General features: G+C 72.5%; 28 protein-coding genes. 15 read left to right on the top strand and 13 right to left on the bottom strand.

Annotated elements, in window-relative coordinates:
• Positions 1 to 123 precede the first annotated feature (123 nt).
• The 8 genes from R2740_RS03260 to R2740_RS03295 form a co-directional block, all read right to left on the bottom strand.
• Positions 124 to 543: an AMP-binding protein gene (locus R2740_RS03260; protein WP_371301260.1), complete on the bottom strand. Its 420-nt coding sequence runs from the start codon at positions 541 to 543 to the stop codon at positions 124 to 126.
• A gap of 15 nt (positions 544 to 558) precedes the next feature.
• Complete coding sequence (locus tag R2740_RS03265; RefSeq protein WP_371301261.1) at positions 559 to 1,263, bottom strand: response regulator transcription factor; 705 nt, start codon at positions 1,261 to 1,263, stop codon at positions 559 to 561.
• Positions 1,260 to 1,526, bottom strand: coding sequence for a hypothetical protein (locus R2740_RS03270; RefSeq protein WP_371301262.1), 267 nt, complete (start codon positions 1,524 to 1,526; stop codon positions 1,260 to 1,262). Before R2740_RS03270 ends, R2740_RS03265 begins: the two co-directional genes overlap by 4 nt.
• Positions 1,527 to 1,689: 163 nt before the next feature.
• A complete protein-coding gene (locus R2740_RS03275; protein WP_371301263.1) occupies positions 1,690 to 1,950 on the bottom strand; it encodes a histidine kinase in 261 nt (86 codons plus the stop codon).
• Positions 1,896 to 3,053, bottom strand: coding sequence for a hypothetical protein (locus R2740_RS03280; protein WP_371301264.1), 1,158 nt, complete (start codon positions 3,051 to 3,053; stop codon positions 1,896 to 1,898). Before R2740_RS03280 ends, R2740_RS03275 begins: the two co-directional genes overlap by 55 nt.
• 248 nt (positions 3,054 to 3,301) lie before the next feature.
• Positions 3,302 to 4,210: an AMP-binding protein gene (locus R2740_RS03285; protein ID WP_371301265.1), complete on the bottom strand. Its 909-nt coding sequence runs from the start codon at positions 4,208 to 4,210 to the stop codon at positions 3,302 to 3,304.
• A 114-nt stretch (positions 4,211 to 4,324) separates the two neighbouring features.
• Positions 4,325 to 4,981, bottom strand: coding sequence for an SDR family oxidoreductase (locus R2740_RS03290; RefSeq protein ID WP_371301266.1), 657 nt, complete (start codon positions 4,979 to 4,981; stop codon positions 4,325 to 4,327).
• Positions 4,982 to 5,037: 56 nt separating this feature from the next.
• Complete coding sequence (locus R2740_RS03295) at positions 5,038 to 6,222, bottom strand: cytochrome P450 (protein WP_371301267.1); 1,185 nt, start codon at positions 6,220 to 6,222, stop codon at positions 5,038 to 5,040.
• Between the two features lie 370 nt (positions 6,223 to 6,592).
• Here R2740_RS03295 and R2740_RS03300 point away from each other — a divergent pair, with 370 nt between their 5' ends.
• Positions 6,593 to 7,099 carry a hypothetical protein gene (locus R2740_RS03300; protein ID WP_371301268.1) on the top strand — a complete coding sequence of 169 codons (507 nt, stop codon included), beginning with the start codon at positions 6,593 to 6,595 and terminating at the stop codon, positions 7,097 to 7,099.
• Between the two features lie 847 nt (positions 7,100 to 7,946).
• Here R2740_RS03300 and R2740_RS03305 read toward each other — a convergent pair.
• Both R2740_RS03305 and R2740_RS03310 read right to left on the bottom strand, forming a co-directional pair.
• Complete coding sequence (locus R2740_RS03305; protein WP_371301269.1) at positions 7,947 to 8,129, bottom strand: transposase; 183 nt, start codon at positions 8,127 to 8,129, stop codon at positions 7,947 to 7,949.
• 496 nt (positions 8,130 to 8,625) lie between these two features.
• Positions 8,626 to 9,072: a hypothetical protein gene (locus R2740_RS03310; RefSeq protein WP_371301270.1), complete on the bottom strand. Its 447-nt coding sequence runs from the start codon at positions 9,070 to 9,072 to the stop codon at positions 8,626 to 8,628.
• Positions 9,073 to 9,923: 851 nt separating this feature from the next.
• Between R2740_RS03310 and R2740_RS03315 the strand changes: the two genes are divergently transcribed.
• From R2740_RS03315 to R2740_RS03325, 3 genes are all read left to right on the top strand, one after another.
• Positions 9,924 to 10,145, top strand: coding sequence for an antitoxin (locus tag R2740_RS03315; protein ID WP_371301271.1), 222 nt, complete (start codon positions 9,924 to 9,926; stop codon positions 10,143 to 10,145).
• A complete protein-coding gene (locus R2740_RS03320) occupies positions 10,136 to 10,462 on the top strand; it encodes a VapC toxin family PIN domain ribonuclease (RefSeq protein WP_371301272.1) in 327 nt (108 codons plus the stop codon). The genes R2740_RS03315 and R2740_RS03320 overlap by 10 nt, the downstream gene beginning before the upstream one ends.
• Before the next feature lie 244 nt (positions 10,463 to 10,706).
• Positions 10,707 to 11,279, top strand: a complete 573-nt coding sequence (locus R2740_RS03325; protein WP_371301273.1) for a GNAT family N-acetyltransferase — start codon at positions 10,707 to 10,709, stop codon at positions 11,277 to 11,279.
• On the opposite strand, the gene R2740_RS03330 is transcribed toward R2740_RS03325, so the two are convergent.
• Positions 11,243 to 11,785: a GNAT family N-acetyltransferase gene (locus R2740_RS03330; RefSeq protein ID WP_371301274.1), complete on the bottom strand. Its 543-nt coding sequence runs from the start codon at positions 11,783 to 11,785 to the stop codon at positions 11,243 to 11,245. The genes R2740_RS03325 and R2740_RS03330 overlap by 37 nt on opposite strands.
• Positions 11,786 to 11,850: 65 nt before the next feature.
• The gene (locus tag R2740_RS03335) at positions 11,851 to 13,623 is read right to left on the bottom strand and encodes a dolichyl-phosphate-mannose--protein mannosyltransferase (protein ID WP_371301275.1); all 1,773 of its coding nucleotides are present in this window, start codon (positions 13,621 to 13,623) and stop codon (positions 11,851 to 11,853) included.
• A gap of 135 nt (positions 13,624 to 13,758) precedes the next feature.
• Here R2740_RS03335 and rsmI point away from each other — a divergent pair, with 135 nt between their 5' ends.
• The 6 genes from rsmI (at position 13,759) to R2740_RS03365 (ending at position 20,735) form a co-directional block, all read left to right on the top strand.
• Entirely contained in the window at positions 13,759 to 14,625 is an 867-nt protein-coding gene (rsmI, locus tag R2740_RS03340; protein ID WP_371301276.1) for a 16S rRNA (cytidine(1402)-2'-O)-methyltransferase, read from the top strand.
• Complete coding sequence (locus tag R2740_RS03345; protein WP_371301277.1) at positions 14,622 to 15,476, top strand: TatD family hydrolase; 855 nt, start codon at positions 14,622 to 14,624, stop codon at positions 15,474 to 15,476. Before rsmI ends, R2740_RS03345 begins: the two co-directional genes overlap by 4 nt.
• A gap of 225 nt (positions 15,477 to 15,701) precedes the next feature.
• The gene (locus R2740_RS03350; protein ID WP_371301278.1) at positions 15,702 to 16,988 is read left to right on the top strand and encodes a ubiquitin-like domain-containing protein; all 1,287 of its coding nucleotides are present in this window, start codon (positions 15,702 to 15,704) and stop codon (positions 16,986 to 16,988) included.
• Positions 16,989 to 17,116: 128 nt separating this feature from the next.
• Positions 17,117 to 18,010, top strand: coding sequence for a 16S rRNA (adenine(1518)-N(6)/adenine(1519)-N(6))-dimethyltransferase RsmA (rsmA, locus tag R2740_RS03355; RefSeq protein ID WP_371301279.1), 894 nt, complete (start codon positions 17,117 to 17,119; stop codon positions 18,008 to 18,010).
• Entirely contained in the window at positions 18,007 to 18,921 is a 915-nt protein-coding gene (locus tag R2740_RS03360) for a 4-(cytidine 5'-diphospho)-2-C-methyl-D-erythritol kinase (RefSeq protein ID WP_371301280.1), read from the top strand. Before rsmA ends, R2740_RS03360 begins: the two co-directional genes overlap by 4 nt.
• Entirely contained in the window at positions 18,921 to 20,735 is a 1,815-nt protein-coding gene (locus R2740_RS03365) for an ABC-F family ATP-binding cassette domain-containing protein (protein ID WP_371301281.1), read from the top strand. Before R2740_RS03360 ends, R2740_RS03365 begins: the two co-directional genes overlap by 1 nt.
• A 181-nt stretch (positions 20,736 to 20,916) precedes the next feature.
• On the opposite strand, the gene R2740_RS03370 is transcribed toward R2740_RS03365, so the two are convergent.
• The gene (locus R2740_RS03370; RefSeq protein WP_371301282.1) at positions 20,917 to 21,402 is read right to left on the bottom strand and encodes a MarR family winged helix-turn-helix transcriptional regulator; all 486 of its coding nucleotides are present in this window, start codon (positions 21,400 to 21,402) and stop codon (positions 20,917 to 20,919) included.
• A 90-nt stretch (positions 21,403 to 21,492) separates the two neighbouring features.
• On the opposite strand from R2740_RS03370, the gene R2740_RS03375 reads away from it, so the two are divergent.
• The 5 genes from R2740_RS03375 to R2740_RS03395 all read left to right on the top strand — a co-directional run bounded on the left by R2740_RS03375 (position 21,493) and on the right by R2740_RS03395 (position 25,014).
• Positions 21,493 to 22,269: a methyltransferase domain-containing protein gene (locus R2740_RS03375; protein WP_371301283.1), complete on the top strand. Its 777-nt coding sequence runs from the start codon at positions 21,493 to 21,495 to the stop codon at positions 22,267 to 22,269.
• A gap of 154 nt (positions 22,270 to 22,423) precedes the next feature.
• Positions 22,424 to 22,651, top strand: coding sequence for a VOC family protein (locus tag R2740_RS03380; protein ID WP_371301284.1), 228 nt, complete (start codon positions 22,424 to 22,426; stop codon positions 22,649 to 22,651).
• A gap of 146 nt (positions 22,652 to 22,797) precedes the next feature.
• Positions 22,798 to 24,048: an NAD(P)/FAD-dependent oxidoreductase gene (locus R2740_RS03385; RefSeq protein WP_371301285.1), complete on the top strand. Its 1,251-nt coding sequence runs from the start codon at positions 22,798 to 22,800 to the stop codon at positions 24,046 to 24,048.
• 65 nt (positions 24,049 to 24,113) lie between these two features.
• The gene (locus tag R2740_RS03390) at positions 24,114 to 24,428 is read left to right on the top strand and encodes a TusE/DsrC/DsvC family sulfur relay protein (protein WP_371301286.1); all 315 of its coding nucleotides are present in this window, start codon (positions 24,114 to 24,116) and stop codon (positions 24,426 to 24,428) included.
• Positions 24,429 to 24,477: 49 nt separating this feature from the next.
• On the top strand, positions 24,478 to 25,014 hold the full coding sequence (locus R2740_RS03395) for a DsrE/DsrF/DrsH-like family protein (RefSeq protein ID WP_371301287.1): 537 nt from the start codon (positions 24,478 to 24,480) through the stop codon (positions 25,012 to 25,014).
• The last annotated feature ends 107 nt before the right edge of the window (positions 25,015 to 25,121 follow it).

Below are 25,121 nucleotides of genomic sequence, written 5' to 3' on the forward strand. Positions count from 1 at the left end.
GCGGGCGAGCTCGGCCGCGAGGTCGAGCGTCCCTCCATCGGTCGCCCGACCAGCAGGACGTGCTCGAGGTGGGGAAGGTCGGCGCGCAGCGCCGCGACCTGCGACGGTACAGGCTCGGCGTGGTCACCAGGACCTTGGCCTCGCCGAGGACAGCCGCTGCCGGATCGGCTCGGGGCCGAACGACGAGAACAGCGGCGAGAAGACGCTGCGGTTCTTCAGGGTCCCGAGCGCCGTGACGTACTGCTCCACCTGGCGGCCGAGCAGCGACATCACCCGGTCGCCGGGTCCGACGCCCAGCGCGCCCAGAAGATGCGCGAAGCGGCTGGTGGCGGCGGCGAGGTCCGCGTAGGTGTGCCGCGTCGTGCCGCCGGTTTCGTCGACGCAGAGGAGGGCGATGTCGTCGCCGTGGCCGGAGTCCACCTGGGCGTCCAGGGCGACGTGGGCGATGTTGAGGCCACCGGCCGGGAGTCTCGGGATGGCTGCGGCCGCCTTCTCCCACGAGAACGTCTGACGCTCACGGTCGTAGTCGAACCGTCCGGCCATCGCCATCACGACCCTTCACCCACCATCGTGCTCCCGCCGGCGGGGTCGTCTCAAGGAAGCGTCGCGGTTCTCACACCGCTCGGAGCGGCCCAGCCCGGCCTCTCTGGCCCGCACGATCGCCTCGGCGCGATGGGCGACCTGGAGCTTCGCGAGGATGGCCGTGACGTTGTTGGCGACCGTCTTGGGGGAGAGGAACAGCCGGCTGCCGATCTCGGCGTTGGTGAGCCCGGCGGCGACGCCGTCGAGGATGTCGCGCTCGCGGTCGGTGAGCTCGGGGAACGGCGCATCGACGACCGGCCGCGCCGCGAACCACGACTGCATCCGGGCCGCGAGCGCCGCTCCGAAGACCGCCTGGCCGGCGGCTGCGGCGCGCACGGCGGCGACGATGTCCGCGCCATCGGCACCCTTGAGCAGGTAGCCGGCGGCACCGGCCGCCACGCCCGCGAACACGGTGTCGTCGTCGTCGAACATGGTGAGCACCAGCACGGCGGTCTCCGGGGCGGTCCGGCGCACCTCGCGGGTCGCGTCGAGGCCGTGCAGCGCGGGCATCTGCAGGTCCATCAGCACCACGTCGGGCCGGTGCTCGACGCACAGCCGTACGCCGTCGTGCCCATCGGCCGCCTCGGCCACCACCTCGAGGCCGTCGGCGTCCTCCAGGACGGCGCGCAGCCCCTGACGGACCAGGGGATGGTCGTCGACCAGCACGATCGTGGTCGTCACCGGTCCTCCAGCGGGTAGGTCACGACGAGGCGGCCACCGTCGGGCGTCGGACCCGCCGTGAGGTGACCGCCGAGCTCCTCGGCCCGCTCCCGCATGCCTCGCAGGCCCTGTCCGGCCGCCCACGGCTCCCGTGCGCCGCCGTCGTCGACGACCGTGAGCGCGAGCGCCCCGTCGGTGCGGGCGAGCTCGACGCACAGGGACCGCGCGTCGCTGTGGCGGGCGACGTTCGTCACCGCCTCGACCGCGGCGCGGTAGGCGGCCACCTCGACCGCCGCCGGTAGCTCGAGTCCGTCCGCGATGTGCAGGTCCGCGCGCAGGCCCCCGTCGTCGGCGAGACGGGCGATCTGCAGCCCCAGGGCGTCGGCGAGCCCGAGCTCGTCGAGCGCCGGCGACCGCAGCCCTCCACGAGCTCGCGCAGGCTGCCGATCACCTGGGCGGGGCGTCCTTGGCGTGCCCGAGATAGGCCGCCGTCTTCTCGTCGGACCGGCCGACCTGGAACGCCGCGGCGTCGAGGTTGAGGCCCAGGCCGGTGATCAGCGGACCCAGGCCGTCGTGCAGATCGCGTCGGGGCCGACGGCGTTCCTCCTCGCGGGCCGTCACCAGCCGGTGTCGCGCTGCCAGGAGATCCGCGGTCAGGGCCTCGGCGCGGACCGAGCCCGCCACCAGCCGCGCCACCGTCTCGAGCACCTCGCGCTCGGCCTCCGACAGGAGGTGAAGCCGTGTCTCGGGCAGGCGAGGAGCTGTCCCACCTGGTCGCCCTCGTGCACGAGTGGCCAGCACTCGGTCTCGCCCGTGGGCTCACCGAAGGTCGCGAGCAGGGCGGTCGCCCTGCCTGGACTCCGAGATAGGGCAGGTGCAGCATCTCCCCCGTCGCGCGCACCAGGCTGTCGACGACGTCGCCGGAGGAGGCGAAGGTGTAGCGGGCGGAGCGACGCACGATCGAGTCGATCGCCCACAGGTCGTAGCGCAGCACCGGGACCGCGAGGGTGGCCACGAAGAGCAGCGGCGCCGCGTCGCTCGCCGCATCCGGGAGCTGCTCGGTCACGGCCAGCGGGAAGAACGCGAGCGCGATAAGGGCTCCCGCCGCGCGCCAGCGGAGCTGGAGCCGCTGGAGACCCTCCGAGCGCAGGTAGCGGACCACCACGCCGATGCCCGCGAAGACTCCCAGGGAGGATCACCAGCGGAACGGCCACGACCAGCGCGTTGCCCAGCGGGACCAGTGGCGTGCCGTCGATGAACCGTTCCGGGCCGCCGTCGGCGCGCACGGCGCCGATGACCGAGTCGCCGAGCAGGCCGCTGACGATGCCGACCACGATCCCGGCGATGATCGCGCGCTCCAGCAGCCGGCCCGACCGGCCGCTGGGCGATCCCGAGGGGAACCGGACGTTGATGAGTCCCTCGATGGCAGCCGGGACGAACAGCAGTGACCCGGCCGCGAGCCCCCAGACGGCCGGCTGTCCGCCCTGACCATGCTCGAGCGCCACCAGCGAAGGCCCGGTCACCGCCAGCACCGTCACCAGGCTCATCGCCGACAGCGAGAGCAGCCAGCCGAACAGGAGGTCCGGCCGCCGGGCGACCAGCACGGCGCCGACCACGCCGTAGGGAAGGATCTGGCAGCCGACGTAGACCAGGTCGGCCGCCCGCACATGCGGGGTGTCCGTCACGAAGCGACTGGCCAGGAGGGCGGCCACCGTGCCCGCCAGACTCAGCACGAGGACCGCCGCCGCCACGACGGTGGCGTGGCGCCGGGCGAGGAGACGGGCGGCGTCGATCACGATGCCGACGAGCATCCTCCCGTGCCTCCCGGTCGGCAACAGGTGCGGTTCCCGGGCTCCGGGAATCCGCTCCCGCGACGGCGGGAGCGGCACACCGTTACCGGGGAGCACCGGCCCTGGGAGCGGCGGTCGTGGCGCACGACAGTCGTGGTGTCCGAATCCTGACGAAGGAGAACATCATGAGGATCCTCAGCTGGGCGGCGGTCGCGGTCACCGCGCTCTTGGCCCTGATGAACCTGGGCGCTGCCCTGGGCGACGGCGAGTCAGACGCCGGTCTGCGCCTGCTCGGGGCCGTGCTCTGCATCGCCGGCCTCGCGGCGGCGGCCGGCCTGGCGACCCGGCGGCCATGGGGTCGCGCGGCCGTGATCGGCGTGGGGGCGGCCAACGTGGCCTGCAGCCGTCATCGGGCTGGTCGTCGGCGCGCAGGGTGCCGTCGTCGGGCTGGTCGTCGGCGGTCTGTGCATCGTCCTCGGCGCGCTGGCCCGCCAGCCGGTCGAGCAGACGGTCGCGGCATGACGGCGACCGCCGAGCCGACCGAGGCGCGACGCGCCACCCGGGACGCCCGCCGCTACTGGAGGGTGCTCCTGGCGCTGAGCGCCCCGGTCGGCTGGTGGGCGGTGGGCGTGAGCAACCTGTTCACGCCGTACCCGCTGGGCGACGACACCGCGGCCAACGTCGCCGGCGTCGCGGAGCACCAGCAGCGGATCGCGGCGCTGATCGCGGTCGCTCCCCTGTTCGTGTTCACCTTCCTGCCGGCGTCGCGCCCTGATCCTCAGCCGCTGCCGGATCGGCTCGGGGCCGAACGACGAGAACAGCGGCGAGAAGACGCTGCGGTTCTTCAGGGTCCCGAGCGCCGTGACGTACTGCTCCACCTGGCGGCCGAGCAGCGACATCACCCGGTCGCCGGGTCCGACGCCCAGCGCGCCCAGAAGATGCGCGAAGCGGCTGGTGGCGGCGGCGAGGTCCGCGTAGGTGTGCCGCGTCGTGCCGCCGGTTTCGTCGACGCAGAGGAGGGCGATGTCGTCGCCGTGGCCGGAGTCCACCTGGGCGTCCAGGGCGACGTGGGCGATGTTGAGGCCACCGGCCGGGAGTCTCGGGATGGCTGCGGCCGCCTTCTCCCACGAGAACGTCTGACGCTCACGGTCGTAGTCGAACCGTCCGGCCATCGCCATCACGACCCTTCACCCACCATCGTGCTCCCGTCGGCGGGGTCCTCTCAAGGAAGCGTCGCGGTTCTCACACCGCACGAACGTTGGTCGGTGGCGGGTGCCCCGACGGGAGCCGCGTCAGCCGGTGAACGGCACCTCGGTGAGCCAGGTGTCGACCGGCTGGTGGGCGGCGGCGTGGATCGCCTCGGCGACCTTCGCGGGGGTGAAGCGACCCTCGGTGGACAGCGTGCCGCGGACGGTCACCGACACCGCGCGGATGCCGTCGGGCGCCAGGGCCTGGTCGATGCTCCGCACCAGGTTGCGGACGCCGGCCTTCTGCACGCCCAGTGAGGCGGCCGCGGGGGAGGGCTGGTCGGCCGCCATGCTCCCGGTCACCGTCACCCGGGCGCCGTCGGTCATGAACGGTCGCGCCGCCTGCAGCGCGGTCAGCAGCGCGCCCACCCCGAGCGCGACGTCGTCGGCGAGCTGGGCGGGGGTCAGGGTGAGCGGGTCGGCGGCGCGATAGGTGCTGGGGTTGAAGTGGAGGACGTCGATCCTGCCGAAGCGCCGACCGTACGACGCGACCGCGGCGCCGAGTGCGGCCCCGTCGGTGACGTCGAGGGCGTCCCAGACGACCGGCGTCCCGTGCTGCGCCAGCTCGGCGGCGAGGTCCTGCAGCTGGCCGTCGTCCCGCGACACCAGCGCGACGGCGTACCCGTCCCGCGCGAAGCGCTCAGCGACATGGCCACCGACCCCGGGGCCGGCGCCCACCACCACGATCACCGGGACGTCCACGGCCACCTCCCTGCTGGCGTGAGGTGGCCCAGCCTAGCCAGGCCCGGCCGTGCCGGTCAGCGCCAGAGGCGCACGGGCATCCGCTCGATGCCGTAGACGATCGAGAGCTCGCGGAAGGCGACGGTGTCGATGTCGCCCGCGAGGTGCAGCTCGGGGAAGCGGGTCGCCAGTGCTCGCAGCCCCGCCCGCAGCTCCGCGCGCGCGAGGTCCGCCCCGATGCACCGGTGGGCGCCGTAGCCGAAGGTCAGGTGCGACTGGTGCTCGCCCGCCGGGCAGAACGACGAGGCGCCGGGCTTCAGTGCCTCGTCGCGGTTGGCGGCCAGCAGGTGCACGATGACGACGTCGCCCCGGGCGACCCGATGGCCGAACAGGTCGTGGTCGTGGCGGGCGAAGCGCGGGAAGGCGATCTGTACCGCGGCGAGGTAGCGCAGCAGCTCCTCGACGATGGCGTTGACCTCGGCGTCCGACCCGACCCGGAGCCGCTCCCAGTGCCCGGGCTGCTGGAGCAGCAGGAGGACGCTCATCGCGAACGAGCTGGCGCTGGTCTCGTAGCCACCGAGGAACGCGCCGTCGGCGAGGCCGCCGATCTCGACGTCGTCGAGCTCCGTGCCGTGGTCGCGCAGGATCTGCCCGATCAGGCCGGGTCCGGGGGCCGCTCGCTGACGCCGGACCAGGTCGATCAGGAACTCGCGCGAGGTGGTGGCGGCCCCGAAGGTGCCGGGCCCGCCGGCGGTGACGTCGAAGCGGGCGGTGCCGAGCCGGTGGAAGGCGTCGCGGTCGACCTCCTCGATGCCGAGCAGCTCGCAGATGACCCGGAAGGGGATCACCGAGGCGAACGTCGACACCAGGTCGACCTCCGGACCGCGCTGCTCCATCCCGTCGATGGTCTCGGTCACGATGGCGTCGATCAGCGGCTCGAGCCGCTGCAGGCGGCGGCGGGTGAACTCGGGCGTGAGCACCGCCCGCAGTCGAGTGTGGTCGGGCGGGTCGGTCATGCCCAGTCCGCCGATGGTCTCCGCGTCGGTGCGGTCGCGGGAGCCCAGCAGGTGGCGCATGTCGTTGCTGTAGGTCGAGGTGTCGGCCAGCACCGCCTTCGCCTCGGCGTACCCGGTCACCACCCAGATGGTGATCCCGAGCAGCTTGCGCATCCGGGTGACCGGCGCGGCCGCGCGCATCGCCTCGAGCTGCCGGGTCGGCTCGAGGTGGTCGCGCCGCAGCGGGAAGGAGACCGACCGCGGCACTCGTCGCAGGCTCGTGAGGTCGGCTCCGCCGCCCCGCCGTCCGGACCGTCGGGAGAGCAGCCACCGTGCGACCCTGCCGCCCAGCTGCGGCGCGAGTGAAGTGCTGATGACCGTGGCCCTTCCGGACTGGGACTGGACCGGCTCCCCGAGGCGGGGTCCGACGTTCCGAGGCTAATGGGTCGGGGGTCGTGTCCCCGCCACCTGGCCGGTGTCGGAGACGTCGTGCCGTCGACGCTCGGCCGTGCTCGCGGACCCGGACGGGGCCATCTGGTCGTCGACCAGGCGGCTCCGGAGGTGCGGCACGCGCCCACCGTGGGCTCGGGTTCCCGCCCGACGAGTCATGCACGTCGGCGCGCACTAACCTGACGGGGTGCCCCGGTCGACCATGAGGACGACGCTCCTGGCTGCGCTGCTTCTCGCTGCGAGCGGATGCGGCGGGGGCTCGCCGCTCTCCGGCGACCTCGAGGCGACCGGGCTCCAGCTCTACCTGCCCGACGTGCCGGGGTACTCCGTGAGCGGCGTCGAGGTCGGTGAGGACGGTGGCGTGCAGGCCCGGTTGGAGAGGACGTCGTTCTCGATGGGTCTGGAGGAGCGTGCGGCTGGTGGGCTCGAGGAGGTGTCCGACCTGTGCCACACCACGCTGATGCGCGGGGAGCGTGAAGGTGGGGACACCTGTGACGCCTCCTCCGACGAGGGCATCGTGGGGGCGACCATCTCCTTCGAGGAGATGACCAACGTCTACGTCGTGCGGGGCGGCACCCTGCTGGTGATTCGCGGGGTGGTCAACGAGTCCGACCCCTCCGCCGTACTCCGAGGCGCTCGCCGCGCCCGCAGCGCCCCCGAGGTCTCGGCCTCCGATCTCGCCTCGCACGACTAGGGCGTGTCCCGTAATGGGTCTATGACGGGGTCGCGAGCCAGATGCCGATGGCGGCGACGGTGAGAGTGCCTCGGTAGACGTAGTCGCGTTTGTCGAAACGTGTCGCGACAGCGGCGCGGAGCTTGCTGACCGCGCGCTCGACGGTGCTGCGGTCGCGGTAACGGTCGGCGTCGAACGCGGGTGGTCGGCCGCCGCCCGAGCCCTTCTTGATGCGTGAGGCGTTGGTCGCCCTTGAGCGAATGACGGCCTTGATCCCTCTCCCGGCCAGGTGTTGCCGGATCGCCTTGGACGAGTGCCTTGTCGGAGAGCACCGCGTCGGGTTTGGCGCGCGGACGGCCTCGGTCCGATCCTGCCCACGGCGACCGTGGCCAGGGTGGGCACGAACGCGACCGAGTCGTGCCGCTGACCGACGGCGGTCAAGAACCCGAGCGGGCGACAGCGGCCGTCGGCTGCGAGATGGACTCTGGTCGAAAGTCCGCCACGTGAGCGTCCCAGCCCTCTTCGCGATCTGGTGGCCTCGACGAGGTTGCGGTCGAGACGGTCCGTCCAATCAGGCTCTGTTGAGGAGGTTCGGCCGTCTCGTCCGCCCCGTCCGTCGATGGATTCTTGTAGTCTGATAGAGCCCCCGTGTGCAGGTTCGTAGTGCTGCCGCGGCGGCTCGAAGTCGTCCAGCGCGACGGCCAACCGCTCGTCGTCACGTCACCGGGCGTGTCGTAGCGGCCGGTAGCGTGCTGATGTGCGCGCGGATGACGGTCGAGTCGATCCCGACGTCCCACGCCAGAGCGACCATCTGGGCGTCGCTGCCGCGCTGTAGTTCCCCGAGCAGCCGCTCCCAGGTCCCGCTGGCTTACCAGAGTCGGTGTCGGCTGTAGACCGTCTTCCACGGGCCGTGGCCTGCCGGCACATCGCGCCACGGGCTCCCGGTCCGGCATGTCATCGCCACATCACACCGTCGATCACGGTGCGGTGATCGGCCCAGCGGCGACCAGGTCGACTCCGGCCTGGCCGCGGCGGCTCCAGTAGCGCCCACTGCCTCATCAGGTCATGTCATGACGATCATGCACATCGACATACTCGCCTAACGGAGTGGAATCGATTGCGGGACACGCCCTAGACGGAGAGCTCGGCGGCGGACCCGAACTGGTCGCACTCCTCGTCCGCTGATCACGATGAGCATGGCGGCGGACAGGTGGCAGGACCAGCTGACCAGCTCGATCGAGCGGAGCGCCAACGCTCAGCCGTGCGTGCGGACCCGGACGGCCATCTGGTCGTCGACCACCGTTCCAGAGTGGCAGCGCTGCCCGTGCGCCGGCCATCGCCGCCACCCGGGCGTGCCCGTCGGGTGTCTCCGCCTTGCTCAGCCGCTGGGGATCCGCCCAGCCGCCGCTCGGCGACATGAGCGCCACAGTGACCCCGCTGACCGGGCGTGCCCGGTCCGTCGGACGGGGTCCACACCGCCAGCGCCGCGCCGCTGGGATCGGTGGCGGCGTCCCAGTCGTTGACATAGCTGACCCGGCCCGAGACGCTCACCGGTGCCTGCCAGCCGGCCGTCGCGGACTGCCTCGAGCTGCCGGTTGCCCGGCTGCCGGACGAAGGTCACCGACGTCTCCACGCGGGGCACCGGTCACCACCACCGGGAAGTCGCCCCAGCCGACGTGCCGCGCGAGCACCTTCGGCTGCTGCCACGACTGTCCCTGGACGGCCCGCACGGCGACGACCCGCCACACCCCGTCGGGGCTCCGGTCGTCCCAGGCGACCGTGGTGCGACCCGTCCGGTCGACGTGCACTCCACCGATGCCGGGCCAGGGCGGCCTGAAGGATGCAGTCGCTGGAGACCAGCGGCGCCTGCCAGGGTGCCCGCGCGGCTGCCGGGCAATGTCGAGCAGGGTCAGGTCGGCGCTGCCGTTGTCGTCGACGACGGCCCGCCGGACCAGCGCCGCGGCCAGACCGCTGTCGCCCAGCGAGACCCGCACGCCAGCGGTGTCACGTGCACCCGGAGGTCGGTCGCCCAGACGATTCCTGCGCGCCCACGGGTGACGGAGGGCGTTGGTGCCCTCGGCCCGCGTCCACTGCCAGCCGAGCACGGTGGCGCCGGAGGCGTTGACCGCGACCTCGGAGCTCGAGCGAGCCTCGCACGCGCTGGGTCACGGTGTCGGCCGCACCCCAGCTGCCGTCAGGCCAGCACGCGGACGCGCAGCCGGGCCGGCCGGTCGGGCCGTTGGTCGGTCCAGGCCAGGACCAGCCGTCCTCTGCCGTCGTACGCCACGCGGGCCGAGGTGGCAGGCGCCACGGAGGTCCCGACCCCAGCTCGTCGTCGTCGGGCCGTACGGCGATCGCGAACCCGTCCGGGTGCGCCACGCGGCCGTCGCCGGAGTCCGACACCGCCGACGCCGGGGTCCCGGCGTCCGCGAGCGTCACCGCGGTCCAGCCGGTCGCCGGGGCCGCCCCGGCGGCGACGCCGACAGCTGACGCGCCCCCGCGAGACCGCTGCCGACCAGTGCCGTGAGCGTGGCGACGCTGTACGACGACCGAGAACATGACCGCTTCCCCGGGCCACGGCGACGGCGGCCCGAGCGGCACAACGCCACCGGGGTCCTTCACCTCCAGCGTCCTGCGCGGCGCGGCCCCGGCCAAGGGGAGGCGGGCTGCCGGAGCGTCTCGCTGGTCACATCTCGTCGATGGCTGCAGGCGTCACTGCGCCCACTGTGGGCTATCCCTCGCCGACGTGCTGTGATCCGCGACCGAGGACGTATGCCGCGGCCGTCGTCGTCAGCCGTGGAAACCCACGACACTTGATATCATCAGATATCTGGAGGTGGTCGAGATGGCTGACGTGTTGATCCGAGACGTGTCCGACGCGGTACTGGCCGGCGTCGACGCACACGCCGCACGATTGGGACTCTCCCGGGTGGAGTACATCCGTCGCCGGTTGGCGGCCGACGCCGCAACGACGGACAGCGCCGTCTCGGCAGACGATCTGACCGCGTTCGCCGGCCTCGCCGGCGACCTGGACGACCCTGAAGTGATGGGCGCCGCGTGGCAGTGACCCGTCGGCTGGCCGACAAGTCCGCCCTGGTACGGCTGGGCCAGAGCCCGGACGCAACGAGCTGGGCCGAGCGGATCGAACGCGGGCTGGTGATGACCACAGTCACGCGATTGGAAGTCGGCTACCCGCCCGTAGCTGGCAGAGTTCGCCTGATGTTCACTCGGCCCCCGATGTCGTCGATGCCGGTGGAGTACCTGACGCCCGCGATCGAGGACCGCGCCGTGGAGGTCCAGTTGCTCCTGGCCAGAGAAGGGCATCACCGCGCCCCCTCGATCCCCGACCTGGTCATCGCCGCCGCCGCCGAGCTCGCGGCCTGACGGTGCTGCACTTGGACAAGGACTTCGAACTCATCGCCGCTCTTACCGGACAACCAGCTGGCTGTCTAGCCACAGCCCCAGCCAGCCCACAGCGCCGCGTAGTGTGCGCCCGCGGCCGTGGCCAGTCACACCGCCGCGAAGGCGGCCACGTCAGTCGGCCGCGAGGTGGCGAGGGTGGTGAGCTGGTCGCGGAAGGCCGGACCTGACGTTTGCGTCTCCGTGGCGCGCTTCCTAGCCTGGCCGGGTGTTGATCCGCAGTCACGCGCCGGCAGACCGGCCCGCGATCGACGAGGTCGTCGCGGCGGCGTTCTCCGAGCCGGTCGACGGCCCGGTGGTGGAGATGATGCGAGTCCTCGACCGGACCGGCGCCACGCGTGCGGACCTCGTCGCCCTCGACTCCGACACGATTGTGGGCCACGTGCGGCTGAGCCGGTGCTGGATCGACGCCCGCGATCGGCTGGTGCCCGCGCTCGTCCTCAGCCCCCTCGCGGTCGCACCGGACCGGCAGGGTCGCGGCCTCGGCACCCGGCTGGTCGCCGCGGCGCTCCGCGAGGCCGAGGCCCACGAGGCGCCGGCGGTGTTCCTGGAGGGCTCGCCGGACTACTACGGTGCGCGAGGCTTCTCCCGGGCCTCGGACCATGGTTTCGAGCGGCCGTCGCGGCGGATCCCCGACGTGGCCTTCCAGGTCGTCCTCGGGGCGTCGTACGAGCCGTCGATGCAGGGCCGGGTCGTCTATCCCGAGGCCTTCTGGGTGACCGACACCGTCGGCCTGCGCGACCCCTACCTGGCCGAGGTGGAGGCGAGGTCGACCCAGTAGCGGCGGGTCGTGCCGAGCTCGGTCTCGCGGATGTCCTCCAGCACTCCGCCCGCGCCCTCGATCACGGCCTGCGACGCGACATTGGTGTCGTCGCAGGTGATGAGCAGCCGATCGATCCCGAGGTCGCGAGCGAGGTCGAACGCCTCCCGGACCGCCCACCGCGCCAGCCCGCGGCGACGGGCCGACGGGCGGACGCCGTAGCCCAGGTGGCCGCCGGCGCGCAGCAGGAAGTCGTTGAGCTCGTGACGCAGCGAGATCGAGCCGAGCACGGCGCCGTCCTCGGTGATCCAGCGGGTCGTGCAGTGCACCCGACCCTCGGCCGGTGGCACGGACACGTCCTCCTCGCGGAGCAGCCGGTCGATGCATGCCGCGAAGTCCTCGGCGCGGTCGACCTCGTCGTCGGGGCGCAGCCCGGAGCCGTCCTGCTGGACGCCGCGACCCCAGTCGTCGCGGGACTCCAGCCAGGCGGCGTGCAGGTCGGTGGTCGGGACGGTCAGCTCGGGCACCCCACGAGCGTCGCACCCGGCGCCCGTGGGGGGCCACCGGGTTTCCGTGGTCGGACGGTTCCGGCTCAGATCCAGCGGTGGAACCAGATCCGCTGCAGCCACTCGGAGTGGGTCAGCAGCCCGTCGGTCCAGATCGGCCAGAACCACGCGAAGTTCACCAGCACCAGGACGAAGAAGGTGCCCGACACGATCACCCCGGCGGTACGACGGGGCGAGGGGCCGTCGCCGGCGTTGATCATCCGCCCCATCACGAGCGTCGAGGCGAGCACCAGGAAGGGGAGCGTGAGGATGGCGTAGAAGCTGAAGATCGGCCGGTCGTCGTTGGCGAGCCAGGGCAGCCAGGTCACCAGCGCGCCGACCACCGCCACGCCGTACCTCCAGTCCCGCGCACCCACCCAGAGCGCCGCCGAGGCGACCAGCGCCAGCACCGACCCCCACCACAGCGCCGGGTTGCCGATGATCAGCACCTGGCGGAGGCAGTCGGAGCCCTTCGCCGCATCGCAGCCCTGCTCCCCGGGCTGGATGTCGAGCTGGGCGTCGGCACCGACCGGACGGTTGAGGAGCAGCCACCCGGCGGGGTTGGAGGCGTAGTCGTGGGTCGAGCAGTCCAGGAAGTAGCGGTGGAAGGTGTAGATGTCGTGGTGGTAGTACCACAGCGACTCCAGCGACTGCCTCACCTCGCCGAGCCCGGTGGCGTCCTTCTGGGTGGCCGTCGGCCAGCGGGCGTCGTTGTCGTAGGTGACGTCGAGGAGCTCCTCGTTCTTCGTGTCGCAGGTGCCGTCCCAGGACACGAAGCGGGTGTACTGCGTGCTCGACCAGGCCTGTTCGTACTCGTGGGCGTGGATCAGCCAGCCGGTCCAGGAGGCGACGTAGACGCCGAACGCGACCACCACCAGCTGGAGGAACGCCGGCGCCCCGTCGACCAGCGCCGAGCGCACCGTGGCCCAGCGGACGCCGAAGGAGCGACGGGCTCCCGCCGACCAGAGCCAGGCGAACATGCCGAACGCCGCCAGCGGGTAGATCGCCGACCACTTCGTGCCGACCGCCAACCCGAACACCACGCCCGCCCACAGCAGCCACGGGCGGAACAGGGTGGCGCGCACCGGCCCCCAGCCGCGCTCGACCCGGCCGGCGGGCCCGACCCGCTGCGCGAGCCGGCGCCGGAACCAGTCGCGGTCGGCGACGACCGCGTGGACGCCGAGCAACATGAAGAACGCCACGAAGATGTCGAGCAGCGCCATCCGCGACAACACCAGCTGCAGCCCGTCGAAGCAGAGCAGCAGCCCGGCCAGGCAGCCGAGCAGCGTGGAGCCGGTCATCCGGCGTACCAGCCGGCACATCACCAGCACCATCAGCGAGCCGACCACCGCTGCGGCGATCCGCCAGCCGAACGGCGTCATCCCGAAGGTCTTCTCGCCGAGTGCGATCAGCCACTTCCCGACCTCGGGATGGACGATCAGGCTGGGGGTGTCGGTCCACTGCCCGGTGGTGTGGCCGGCCAGGATCTTCTCGTCGGCGCCGCTGACGTAGGAACGGACGTACCCGAAGTTGGCCATCGACCAGGCGTCCTTGGCGTAGTACGTCTCGTCGAAGAGGAAGTCGTGTGGCTCGCCCAGGCGCCACAGCCGCAGGAACAGCGCCAGCAGCGTCACCGCCACGCTCGCGAACCAGCCCACGAAGGTGTCGTCCATCCGCCGGTAGGCCCGGACCGCCGCCAGCGGGATGCGGCGACCGCGGGCGTTGCGCGAGAGCCCGGTCATCGGCTCGACGGCCTCGTCGACCGGCGCGGCCTCGGCGGATGCCTCCGGTTCGGCCTCCGGGGCGACGGGCGCGGTCACGGGCTCGATGGTACGGGTGGCGGTGTGCGAGCGGCCGATGGCGCCTCCGAGGAGCGAGATGGATGAAAACTGCCCCGAAATCGTCGATCTGGCTCCTCGGAGGAGCAACTCCCGCCGCCCTGCGATGATCGCCTGGTGACCGACAAGGCGAGCGAGGGGCTGCTCATCCTCGCGGCGACGCCGATCGGTCGGGCGGCGGACGCGTCGGCGCGGCTGGCCGAGGCGCTGGCCGACGCCGACCTGGTGGCCGCGGAGGACACCCGCCGGCTCCGGCGGCTCTGCGCCGACCTCGGCGTCCAGCCGGCGGGGCAGGTGGTGTCCTACTTCGAGGGCAACGAGGCGGCGCGGACCCCCCAGCTCCTCGAGGCGCTGGCCGCCGGCCGACGGGTGCTGCTGGTGACCGACGCCGGCATGCCCAGCGTGTCCGACCCGGGCTACCGGCTGGTGGCGGCGGCGGTCGACGAGGGCATCCGGGTGACCGCGATCCCCGGCCCGTCGGCGGTGCCGACGGCGCTGGCCGTGTCCGGGCTGCCGGTCGACCGGTTCTGCTTCGAGGGCTTCCTGCCCCGCAAGCCGGGGGAGCGGGCCCGGCGGCTGGCGGCGCTCGCCGCCGAGGAGCGCACGATGGTCTTCTTCGAGGCGCCGCACCGCACCCACGCGGCACTCGCCGCGATGGCCGAGGCGTTCGGCGAGGACCGGCCCGCCGCGGTCTGCCGTGAGCTCACCAAGACCCACGAGGAGGTACGCCGGGGCGCGCTGCGTGAGCTGGTCGAGTGGGCCGCCGGCGAGGTTCGCGGTGAGGTGACGCTGGTCGTCGCCGGCGCCCCCGTCGGAGCCGGCGTACCCACCACTCCGGAGGAGCTCCGCGCCCGGGTGGCCGAGCGGGAGGATCGCGGCGCGACCCGCAAGGAGGCGATCGCCGCGACCGCCAAGGAGGCAGGGGTGCCCAAGCGGGAGGTCTACGACCTGGTGCACCGCGACCCGCGGGGGGACGCCCGATGATCGTCGAGCTGCCGGCCGACCGGCCCGAAGCCCCGGCGCCGCTGCCGCACCCGGTGCCCGACAACCACTGCCACCTCGACCACCGCCGCCACGGCTCCGACGACGAGCCGCTCGACGTCGCCACCGCCCTCGCCGCGGCGGCGCGGGTCGGCGTCGCCCGGATCGTGCAGATCGGCTGCGACCTGGAGAGCGCGCGCTGGTCGGTCGCGACCGCCGCCGACCACGACGCCCTGGTCGCGGGCGTCGCGCTGCACCCCAACGAAGCGCCGCGGCTGGCGGCGCGGGGTGAGCTCGACGGCGCCTGGGCGGAGATCGAGCGGCTGGCGGCGGACCCGGTGGTGCGTGCGGTGGGGGAGACCGGGCTCGACTTCTTCCGGACCGGCGCGGAGGGTCTGGCCGTCCAGGAGGAGAGCTTCCGGCTTCACATCGACCTCGCCAAGCGCCTCGACAAGACGCTGGTCATCCACGACCGCGACGCCCACGACGACGTGCTCCGGGTGCTCGACGACGAGGGCGCGCCCGACCGGTGGGTGATGCACTGCTTCTCCGGCGACGCCGACTTCGCCCGAGCCTGTCTCGAGCGGGGTGCCTTCCTCAGCTTCGCCGGCACGGTGACGTTCAAGAACGCCGCGGCGCTGCGGGTGGCGGCCGCGCTCACTCCCCTCGAGCGGCTGCTCGTCGAGACCGACGCGCCCTACCTCACGCCGGTGCCCCACCGCGGTCGCAGCAACGCGTCGTACCTCGTGCCGCACACGGTTCGGGCCCTGGCCGAGGTCCGCGGTGAGGACCTCGAGACGCTGTGCCGAGGCATCGACGAGGCCACCAGCGAGGCGTTCGGCGGCGCCTGGTAGCCCCGCCGGGCCGGGCGAGACCTCGGTCACCATCGGTCCGGATGGCGGCGTTCGGATTTGTCTTTGCGCGAGAGGCCGTTATCGTTCTGTGACTGTTGGCCGGGATCGGGTTCGAACTCCGCCGACGCGAGACCCCCCGCTCGCACCTTCCCCTCACCTCCTGGTGAGTCGCGCGCGGGTTCGCGCCGGCACCCGAGGCCCGGGAAGCACGACCATCGGAGCGCTGTGCGGGACCGCATCACCGGACTCACCCCCTCGTGGGCCCATCGACTGGCCGACCGGCTACGCAACCCTCGAGGCACGGAGCCCGAGGTCGGCGAGCCGGACGGCGTGGAGTACGCCTTCGCCGCGCCGGCCACCGCCGGCCCGGATGACGAGGACGCCACGCCCGCTCCGTCGCGACGGCGCCGGCTGCTCGTGGGCGGGATCGTCACCGCCACCCTGCTGACCGTCGCCGGCGGCGCCTACGGCTACACCGCGCTCAGCCACCCGGTCACGCTCACCATCGACGGCAAGCCCGAGCAGGTCCGCTCCTTCGCCGACTCGGTCGGTGGGGTGCTCGACTCGCAGGGCATCGTCGTCGGCGCCCACGACCGCGTCGCGCCCGGGCTCGACGAGGCCGTCACCGACGGCACCAAGATCAGCGTGCAGTACGCCCGGCACGTCGAGCTCACCGTGGACGGCAAGACCCAGGCCGCCTGGGTCTATGCCACCGACGTCCAGGGTGCGCTCGCCGAGATGGGCCGCGGCTACCACGGGGCCGAGCTGTCGACCAGCCGGAGCGCCTCGATCGGGCGCGACGGGCTGGCCCTCCACGTCGTCACCAAGAAGCGACTCAAGGTCCGGCTCGGCGCCCACGACGTGCGCATCGAGAAGCTGCCGGCGCTGACCGTCGGCGACGCGCTGGAGCGGCTCGGCGTCAAGATCCACCGGCACGACCGGGTCAGGCCCGGCCTCGACACGAAGATCGGCGACGGCGACAAGCTGGTGCTGACCCGGGTCAAGATCGTGCGCAGCAAGGTCAAGGGCGAGCCGGTGGCGTTCCGCACCGTCAAGCAGGACGACTCCTCGGCGTACGTCGGCGAGACGACCGTCGCCCGCGCCGGCGTCAAGGGCGCCCGCAACGTCGTCTACAAGCTGACCTACGAGAACGGCGAGCTGGTCGCCCGCAAGGTGGTCCGGCAGAAGGTCACCCGGCAGCCGGTCAACGCGCTGGTCAAGGTCGGCACCAAGGAGAAGCCTGCGCCGGCCGCGAACTTCGCCGGCGGGAGCACGGTCTGGGACGCCCTGGCGCGCTGCGAGGCCGGCGGCAACTGGGCCGCCAACACCGGCAACGGCTACTACGGCGGCCTGCAGTTCTCGCTCGGCACCTGGCACGCCTACGGCGGCACCGGCTACCCCCACCAGCACAGCCGCGCCGAGCAGATCGCCGTGGCCACCCGGCTGCGCAACGCCCAGGGCGGCTACGGCGCCTGGCCCGGCTGCGCCGCCAAGCTCGGCCTGCCCCGCTGACCCCGATCCCGCGAGATGCCGGAAATGGCCCCGCGAGATGCGGGAAATGGCCCCGCGAGATGCGCGCCATGGCGCTCCGAGTACGCCGACTCCGGGGCCGGCGTACCCCGGCGTCTAGGCTGACCGCCATGTCCGACGTCCCCGTCGGCACCCCTCCGAGCTCCACGGCCGACGCGGGTGTCCGCCTGCTCGGCCCCGCCGACGTCCGCTCGTTGGCGGCGGGCCTGGGTCTGCGCCCGACCAAGCAGCGCGGCCAGAACTTCGTCATCGACGCCAACACCGTCCGGCGCATCGTCCGGGAGTCCGGCGTCGGCGCCGACGACGTCGTCCTCGAGGTCGGCCCGGGGCTCGGCTCGCTGACGCTGGCCCTGCTCGAGGTGACGCCGCGGGTGACGGCGGTCGAGGTCGACCCCGTCCTGGCGGCGGCGCTACCCCCCACCCTCCGGGAGTACGCCGGGGCGCGCGGCGCCCACGTCCACGTGGTCGAGGCCGACGCGCTCCGGGTGACCGAGCTGCCCGGTCCGGCGCCCACGGCGCTGGTGGCCAACCTGCCCTACAACGTGTCGGTCCCGGTCGTGCTCCACCTGCTCGCGACCTTCCCCGGTCTGCGCACCGGCCTGGTGATGGTGCAGGCAGAGGTGGCCGACCGGCTGGCCGCCGGCCCCGGCTCGAAGGTCTACGGCGTGCCGTCGGTGAAGGCCGCCTGGTGGGCCGACGTCCGCCGGGCCGGCGCCGTGGGCCGCCAGGTCTTCTGGCCGGCGCCGCACGTCGACTCCGGCCTGGTCGCGCTGCGGCGCCGCGAGCCGCCAGTCACCACGGCCACCCGCGAGCAGGTCTTCGAGGTCGTCGACGCCGCCTTCGCCCAGCGACGCAAGACGCTGCGCGCGGCGCTGCGGCAGCTGGCCGGCTCCACCGAGGCCTCGGCCGCAGCGCTCGAGCGGGCCGGGCTGAACCCCGACGCCCGCGGCGAGACGCTCGCCCTCGGCGACTTCGTCAGGCTCACCGAGGAGCTGCGCCGATGAGCGCGGTGACCGTCCGCGCGGCGGCCAAGATCAACCTCCACCTGGGGGTCGGGAGGCCTCGACCCGACGGCTTCCACCCCCTGGTGACCGTGTTCCACGCCGTGTCGCTCTATGACGACGTGACCGTCACGCCCGCCGACGACTGGCAGGTCACGACCCACGCCGCGGGCCATGTCGACGGCGCCGCTCTGCCCGACGCCGGCGACAACATCGTCGACCGGGCGGCCGCGGCGCTGGCCCGGCACCACGCGCGCCCCGTCACCGGCCGGGTGGAGGTGCACAAGTCGATCCCGGTGGCGGGCGGGATGGCCGGCGGCAGTGCCGACGCCGCGGCGGCGCTGGTCGCGCTCGACCGGGTGTGGGACCTCGGCACCTCCGACGACGACCTGCTGGCCCTGGCGGCCGAGCTCGGCAGCGACGTGCCGTTCTCCCTGGTGGGCGGCACCGCCCTGGGTGAGGGTCGCGGCGAGCTGCTCACACCGGTCGCCGACGACGGCTCGTGGTGGTGGGTCGTCGTGCGGGCCGCGGGCGACGGGCTGTCCACGCCCGCGGTCTATCGTCGCTACGACGAGCTCCGGCCCGACGCGTCACCGGAGCCGGCGCCGGCCGGCGTACCGCTGGCGGCGCTGGAGACGCGCGACCCCGAGCTGCTCGCGAACGCCCTGCACAACGACCTCCAGGCGGCGGCCGTCGACCTGCGCCCCGACCTGGCCGACACGATCGCGACCGGTGAGGCTGCCGGCGCGCTGCGCGGCCTGGTCTCCGGGTCCGGACCCACGTGCGTCTTCCTGGCCCGCGACGCCGACCACGCGCGCGAGGTGGCCGGTGAGCTGCGCGACGGGCACCCGACCGTCCTCGTCGCTCACGGTCCCGTCGCCGGCGCCCACGTCGTCACCGTCGAGGCCGGCTGATGGCCAACCTGGTCAACCTCGAACGGGTCTCCAAGGCCTACGGCGTCCGCCCGCTTCTCAGCGACGTGTCGCTGGGCGTCTCAGCGGGGGACCGGATCGGCATCGTCGGCCGCAACGGCGACGGCAAGACCACGCTGCTGCGGGTCCTCACCGGGCTGGAGGAGCCGGACTCCGGGCGAGTGTCGCAGGCGCGCGGTCTGCAGATCGGCTATCTCCAGCAGGGCGACGAGCTCGACGACACCCATACCGTGCGCGAGGCGGTGCTCGCGGGGCGTGCCGACCACGAATGGGCCGCCGAGGCGCGCACCCGCGAGGTCGTCGAAGAGCTCCTGGTCGGGGTCAGCCTCGACCGGGTGGTCCACGGGCTGTCCGGAGGCGAGCGACGGCGCTGCGGGCTCGCCTCGCTGTTGCTCGGCCACCACGACCTGCTGGTCCTCGACGAGCCGACCAACCATCTCGACGTCGAGGCGGTCGCCTGGCTGGCGGCGCACCTCGCCGCACTGCCCACGGCCCTGGTCGTCGTCACGCACGACCGGTGGTTCCTCGACGCCGTGTGCCTGGCGACCTGGGAGGTTCACGACGCCGTGGTCGACTCCTACGAGGGTGGGTACGCCGCCTTCGTGCTGGCCAAGGCCGAGCGCCAGCGGCAGGCGGCCGCCACCGAGGCGCGGCGGCAGAACCTGGTCCGCAAGGAGCTGGCCTGGCTGCGCCGCGGCGCCCCCGCGCGGACCTCCAAGCCCAAGTTCCGCGTCGACGCGGCCACCGCGCTGATCGACGACGTGCCACCGCCGCGTGACCGGCTGGCGCTGCAGCGCTTCGCCACCCAGCGGCTCGGGAAGGACGTCATCGACGTCGAGGACGTCGACCTGGTGCGCGGTGAGCGGCGGCTGCTCACCCACGCGACCTGGCGGCTCGGCCCGGGCGACCGCGTCGGCCTCGTCGGCGTCAACGGGGCCGGGAAGACCTCGGTCCTCAACCTGCTCTCCGGTGTGCTGCCGCCGTCGGCCGGCCGGGTCCGGCACGGCCGCACCGTGGCTCTGCAACAGCTCACCCAGGAGCTCGACGACCTCGACCCCGAGGCGCGGGTGCTGGGCACCATCGAGGGCATCCGGCGGGTCACCCGCACCACCGACGGCGAGGTCACGGCCTCCGCGATGCTCGAGCGCTTCGGCTTCACCGGCGACCGGCTCACCGCCCGGCTCGGCGACCTGTCGGGCGGAGAGCGCCGTCGCTTCCAGCTGCTCCGGCTGCTGCTCACCGAACCCAACGTGCTGCTCCTCGACGAGCCCACCAACGACCTCGACATCGAGACCCTGAACGTCCTGGAGGACTTCCTCGACGGATGGCCCGGCACCCTGGTCGTGGTCTCCCACGACCGCTACTTCCTGGAGCGGGTCACCGACTCCGTGTGGGCGCTGCTGGACGACGGGCAGGTGTCGATGCTGCCGGGCGGCGTCGACGAGTACCTCTCCCGCCGGGCGGCCTCGCTCGCGGCGGCCAGGACGGCCCAGGCGGCCGGGACCACCGGGACGGCGGCGCAGGCGCCCGGTGCCGCGCCGCCGTCGGAGCCGGCGTACGACGCGAAGACGCGGGCCGGCAGCGCCGAGGAGCGCGCCGCCCGCAAGACCGTGGAGCGCCTCGACAAGCAGCTCGCCCGGATCGCCGAGCAGGAGGCCCGGCTCAACGCCGAGCTGGCCGAGCACGCGAGCGACTACGAACGGCTGGCGTCGCTCTCTGCCGAGCTGCGGGAGCTCAGCCGGCAGCGGGAGCAGCTGGAGGAGCAGTGGCTGGAGGCCGCCGAGCAGCTCCCCTGACGCTTTCTCTCACCGCGACATGCGGGACATGGCCGCCCGAGATGCGCGAAATGGCCGCGCGAGATGCGCGACATGGCCGCCCGACATGCGCGAAATGGCGCTTCCCGTCCCGCGAGATGCGCGACATGGCCGCCCGACATGCGCGACATGGCGCTTCCCGTCCGGCGGACGACGTCGGTGCTCACGCGAACGGCGCCAGCAGCGGCCGCAGCAACGTCGCGAGCCGTCGCCGGTCGCGGTCGGGAAGGTCGCCGAGCAGCTCACGCTCGGCGTCGACCAGGGCACCGAAGGCCCCGTCGACGGCCCGCTTGCCGTCGGGGGTGAGCCGGACCAGGACGCCGCGCCGGTCGTCGGGGTCGGGGTTGCGCTCGACGAACCCTCGGGCGGCCAGCCGGTCGACCCGGTTGGTCATGGTGCCGCTGGTCACCAGCGTCTCCCTGAGCAACCGCCCGGGCGACAGCTCGTAGGGCGACCCCGCCCGACGCAGCGCTGCGAGCACGTCGAACTCCCAGGGCTCGATGTCGTAGGTGGAGAAGGCGGCGCGGCGGACCCGGTCGACATGACGCGCCAGCCGGGTGATGCGACTGAAGACCTCGACCGGGGCCAGGTCGAGGTCGGAGCGTTCGCTCGCCCACGCCTCGACGAGCTCGTCCACCTCATCCCGCATGGCGTCAGGGTATCTGACATCAAGAATCTTGACATCGAGAGTCTTCGTCGAGGAAGATATCTTGATGTCAAGATAAATCGAGGAGGGCGCATGCACACCTGGGACCCCGACCGATACCTCACCTACGCCGACGAGCGCGGGCGGCCGTTCCTCGACCTGCTCTCCCGCGTCGGCGCGAGGAGCCCACGCACGGTCGTCGACCTCGGCTGCGGTCCAGGCAACCTCACCGAGCTGCTCGCCGAGCGCTGGCCCGGGGCGGAGGTGGCCGGCCTCGATGCCAGCGCCGAGATGATCGAGCGAGCGCGGACCTCGGCAGGCCGGGTGCGCTACGAGGTCGCCGACCTGCGCGGCTGGTCGGCCCCCGACGGCAGCGTCGACGTGCTCGTGTCCAACGCCACCCTCCAGTGGGTGCCCGACCACCTCGACCTGCTGCCTCGGCTCTACGACGCCGTGGCGCCGGGCGGTTGGCTGGCCTTCCAGGTGCCGGGCAACTTCGGGAGCCCAGCCACACGATCCGGACCGACCTCGCCGCGGAGCCGGCGTACGCCGACCACACGCGGGGGTCGCCGTGCCGGCCAGCCACGACCCCGAGCGCTATCTCGAGAGCCTGCTCGACCTCGGTGCCGACGTGGATGTCTGGGAGACGACCTATCTGCACGTGCTGACCGGGGCGGACCCGGTGTTCGTCTGGGTCTCCGGCACCGGCGCCCGGCCGACGCTCGAGGCACCGCCCGCCGAGCTGCGGCCGGGCTTCGAGGCGGAGTTCGGCGACGGCTGCGCGCGGCCTACCCGTCCCGGGCCGGCCGGGTGGTGCTGCCGTTCCGCCGGGTCTTCGTCGTCGCCCAGCGGCCGGAGGTCGGCCGATGAGGCTCCATCACGTCCAGGTCGCGATCCCGCCCGACGGCGAGGAGCTGGCGCGCCGCTTCTATGTGGCCGGGCTCGGCATGGTCGAGGTCGAGAAGCCGAGCCGCTGCGGCAGCGGGGCGGCGCCTGGTTCCGCTGGTACGACGACCTCGGCGAGGTGGCCGCGGAGATCCACGCCGGCGTCGAGTCGTCGTACCGACCGGCGCGCAAGGCCCATCCCGCCCTCCTGCTCGACTCCGTCGCCGACCTCGACGCGGTCACCGAGCGGCTCGAGCGCCTCGGCTTCGACGTCGACCACGGCGAGCGGCGTACCTTCCCGGGCCACCTCCGCGTGCACACCTTCGACGGCCACGGCAACCGGGTCGAGCTGCTCGCTCTCGCCTGACCGTTTCCCGCATCTCGCGGGACCATTTCCCGCATCTGGCGCGACCATTTCCGGCATGTCGCGGGGGTAGGTGAGCCTGACCTGCGTGAGGGACGAGACAGCCCGAAACCCTTCACTCCGGATACCCCCAGGGGTAGACCGGAAGTATGAACAACTCGACCGCCACCACCGCCACGTCCCTGCTCGTCCTCGGCGGAGGAACCGCCGGCACGATGATCGCCAACAAGGTGCGCAAGCAGCTGCCGGAGTGGTCGGTCACCGTGGTGGACAAGGACGACGTGCACGACTACCAGCCCGGCTACCTGTTCATCCCCTTCGGCATGAACGAGCCCGAGCAGATCCGCAAGACCAAGCGGCCGTTCTTCGCCGACGGCGTCAACCTCGTGATGGGGGAGATCGATGTCGTCGACCCCGAGGCGCAGAAGGTGACCCTCGAGGACGGCCGCGTTCTCGGGTACGACTACCTCGTCATCGCGACGGGCACCACGCCGCGTCCCGACCAGACCGAGGGCATGCTCGGCCCCGAGTGGCACCAGAGCGTCACCGAGTTCTACACCTACGACGGCGCGATCGCGACCCGGGCCGCCCTGGAGAAGTTCACCGGCGGCCGGCTGGTCGTGCACATCACCGAGCTGCCGTTCAAGTGCCCGGTGGCGCCGCTGGAGTTCACCTTCCTGGCCGACGACTACTTCACCAAGAAGGGCATCCGCGACCAGGTCGAGATCGTCTTCGTGACCCCGCTGGACGGCGCGTTCACCAAGCCGGTGGCCAGTCGGGAGCTGGGCTACAAGATCGACGAGAAGAAGATCACCCTGGAGCCGGACTTCATGATCGAGTCGGTCGACCAGGAGGCGAAGGTCATCCGGTCCTACGACGAGCGGGAGGTCGCCTACGACCTGCTGGTCACGGTGCCGCTCAACATGGGCGCCGACTTCGTGGCGAGGTCCGGACTGGGCGACGAGCTCAACTACGTGCCGGTCGACAAGCACACCTTCCGCAGCACGGCGCACGACAACATCTTCGCGCTCGGCGACGCCAGCAACATCCCGACGTCCAAGGCCGGGTCGGTCGCCCACTTCTCCGTCGACGTCTTCATGGACAACCTCAAGCAGCTCGCCGCCGGTGAGGAGATGACCCACAGCTTCGACGGTCACGCCAACTGCTTCGTCGAGTCGGGTCACGGCAAGGCGCTGCTGCTCGACTTCAACTACGACACCGAGCCGCTCACCGGCACCTTCCCGCTCCCCAAGGTGGGGCCGATGCAGCTGCTCAAGGAGTCCCGCGCCAACCACCTCGGGAAGCTCGCGTTCCGGCACATCTACTGGAACGCCCTGCTCCCCGGCCGGCCGCTCGGCCTCAAGGCCGACATGTCGATGGCCGGCAAGAACACGGAGTGACCGGACCCCCGGCTCACCGCCACCTCACCACCGAGGCACCGCCACCACAGAAGGAGCTGAACACCGTGGCCACCACCACCATCGCCGGACAGACCTACGACGTCAACGAGGAGGGCTTCCTCACCGACCCGCAGGTGTGGACCGAGGAGCTCGGCACCGAGCTCGCCAAGCTGATCGGCATCGAGATGACCGACGCGCACTGGAAGGCGATCCGCTTCCTCCGCGACGACTACGGCGTGATGGGCGAGACCCCGACGCTGCGTCGGGTCAGCACCCAGGCCGGCATCCCCGTCAAGGAGCTGTTCGCGCTGTTCCCCAAGAAGCCCGCCAAGAAGATGGCCTACGTCGCCGGGCTGCCCAAGCCCAAGGGCTGCGTCTGAGCCTGCCGCCCCTCCGCCACCCACCGTCACCCGCGTCAAGGAGGACGCCATGACCGCCACCACCGAAACCACCTTCGTCCCGTCGTTCGACGACGACGACGCCGGTGACCGCAAGCTCGCCATCATCTGCTCCAAGGGCAACCTGGACATGGCCTACCCGGGCCTGATCCTCGCGAACGCCGCCCTCGGCGAGGGCGTGGAGACGCATCTGTTCTTCACGTTCTGGGGCTTCGACATGATCAACAAGAAGACGATGGAGCACCTCAAGTTCTCCTACCTCGGCAACACCGCGATGCACCCGCCGGGTTCCTTCGCGGTCTCGATGCCCCAGGGCCTCGCGGGCATGCCCGGCGTGACCGCGATGACGACGAAGATGCTGAAGAAGCAGATCGCCGACCTGGACATCCCCGAGGTTCCGGAGTTCCTGGAGCAGATCTCCGCGTCCGGGGGCCACATGTGGGCCTGCCGGCTGTCCGCGGACATGATGAAGCTCCACGAGGAGGACCTCTATGAAGGAGTCGAGGGCATCATCTCCGCCGGAGACTTCATCGAGATGACCGACGGCGCCCAGCTGTTGTTCATCTGACCCATGATCCAGACCTGCGCCCCGCTGTCCCCAGATGGCGGTACGACGGGTGGGCCGGGCAGCTCGCAGCGGTCGACGAGCGCCGGCATCACCAGGGCCGGGCGCCG

Source organism: Nocardioides sp., from assembly GCF_041393715.1.
Lineage (GTDB): Bacteria > Actinomycetota > Actinomycetes > Propionibacteriales > Nocardioidaceae > Nocardioides.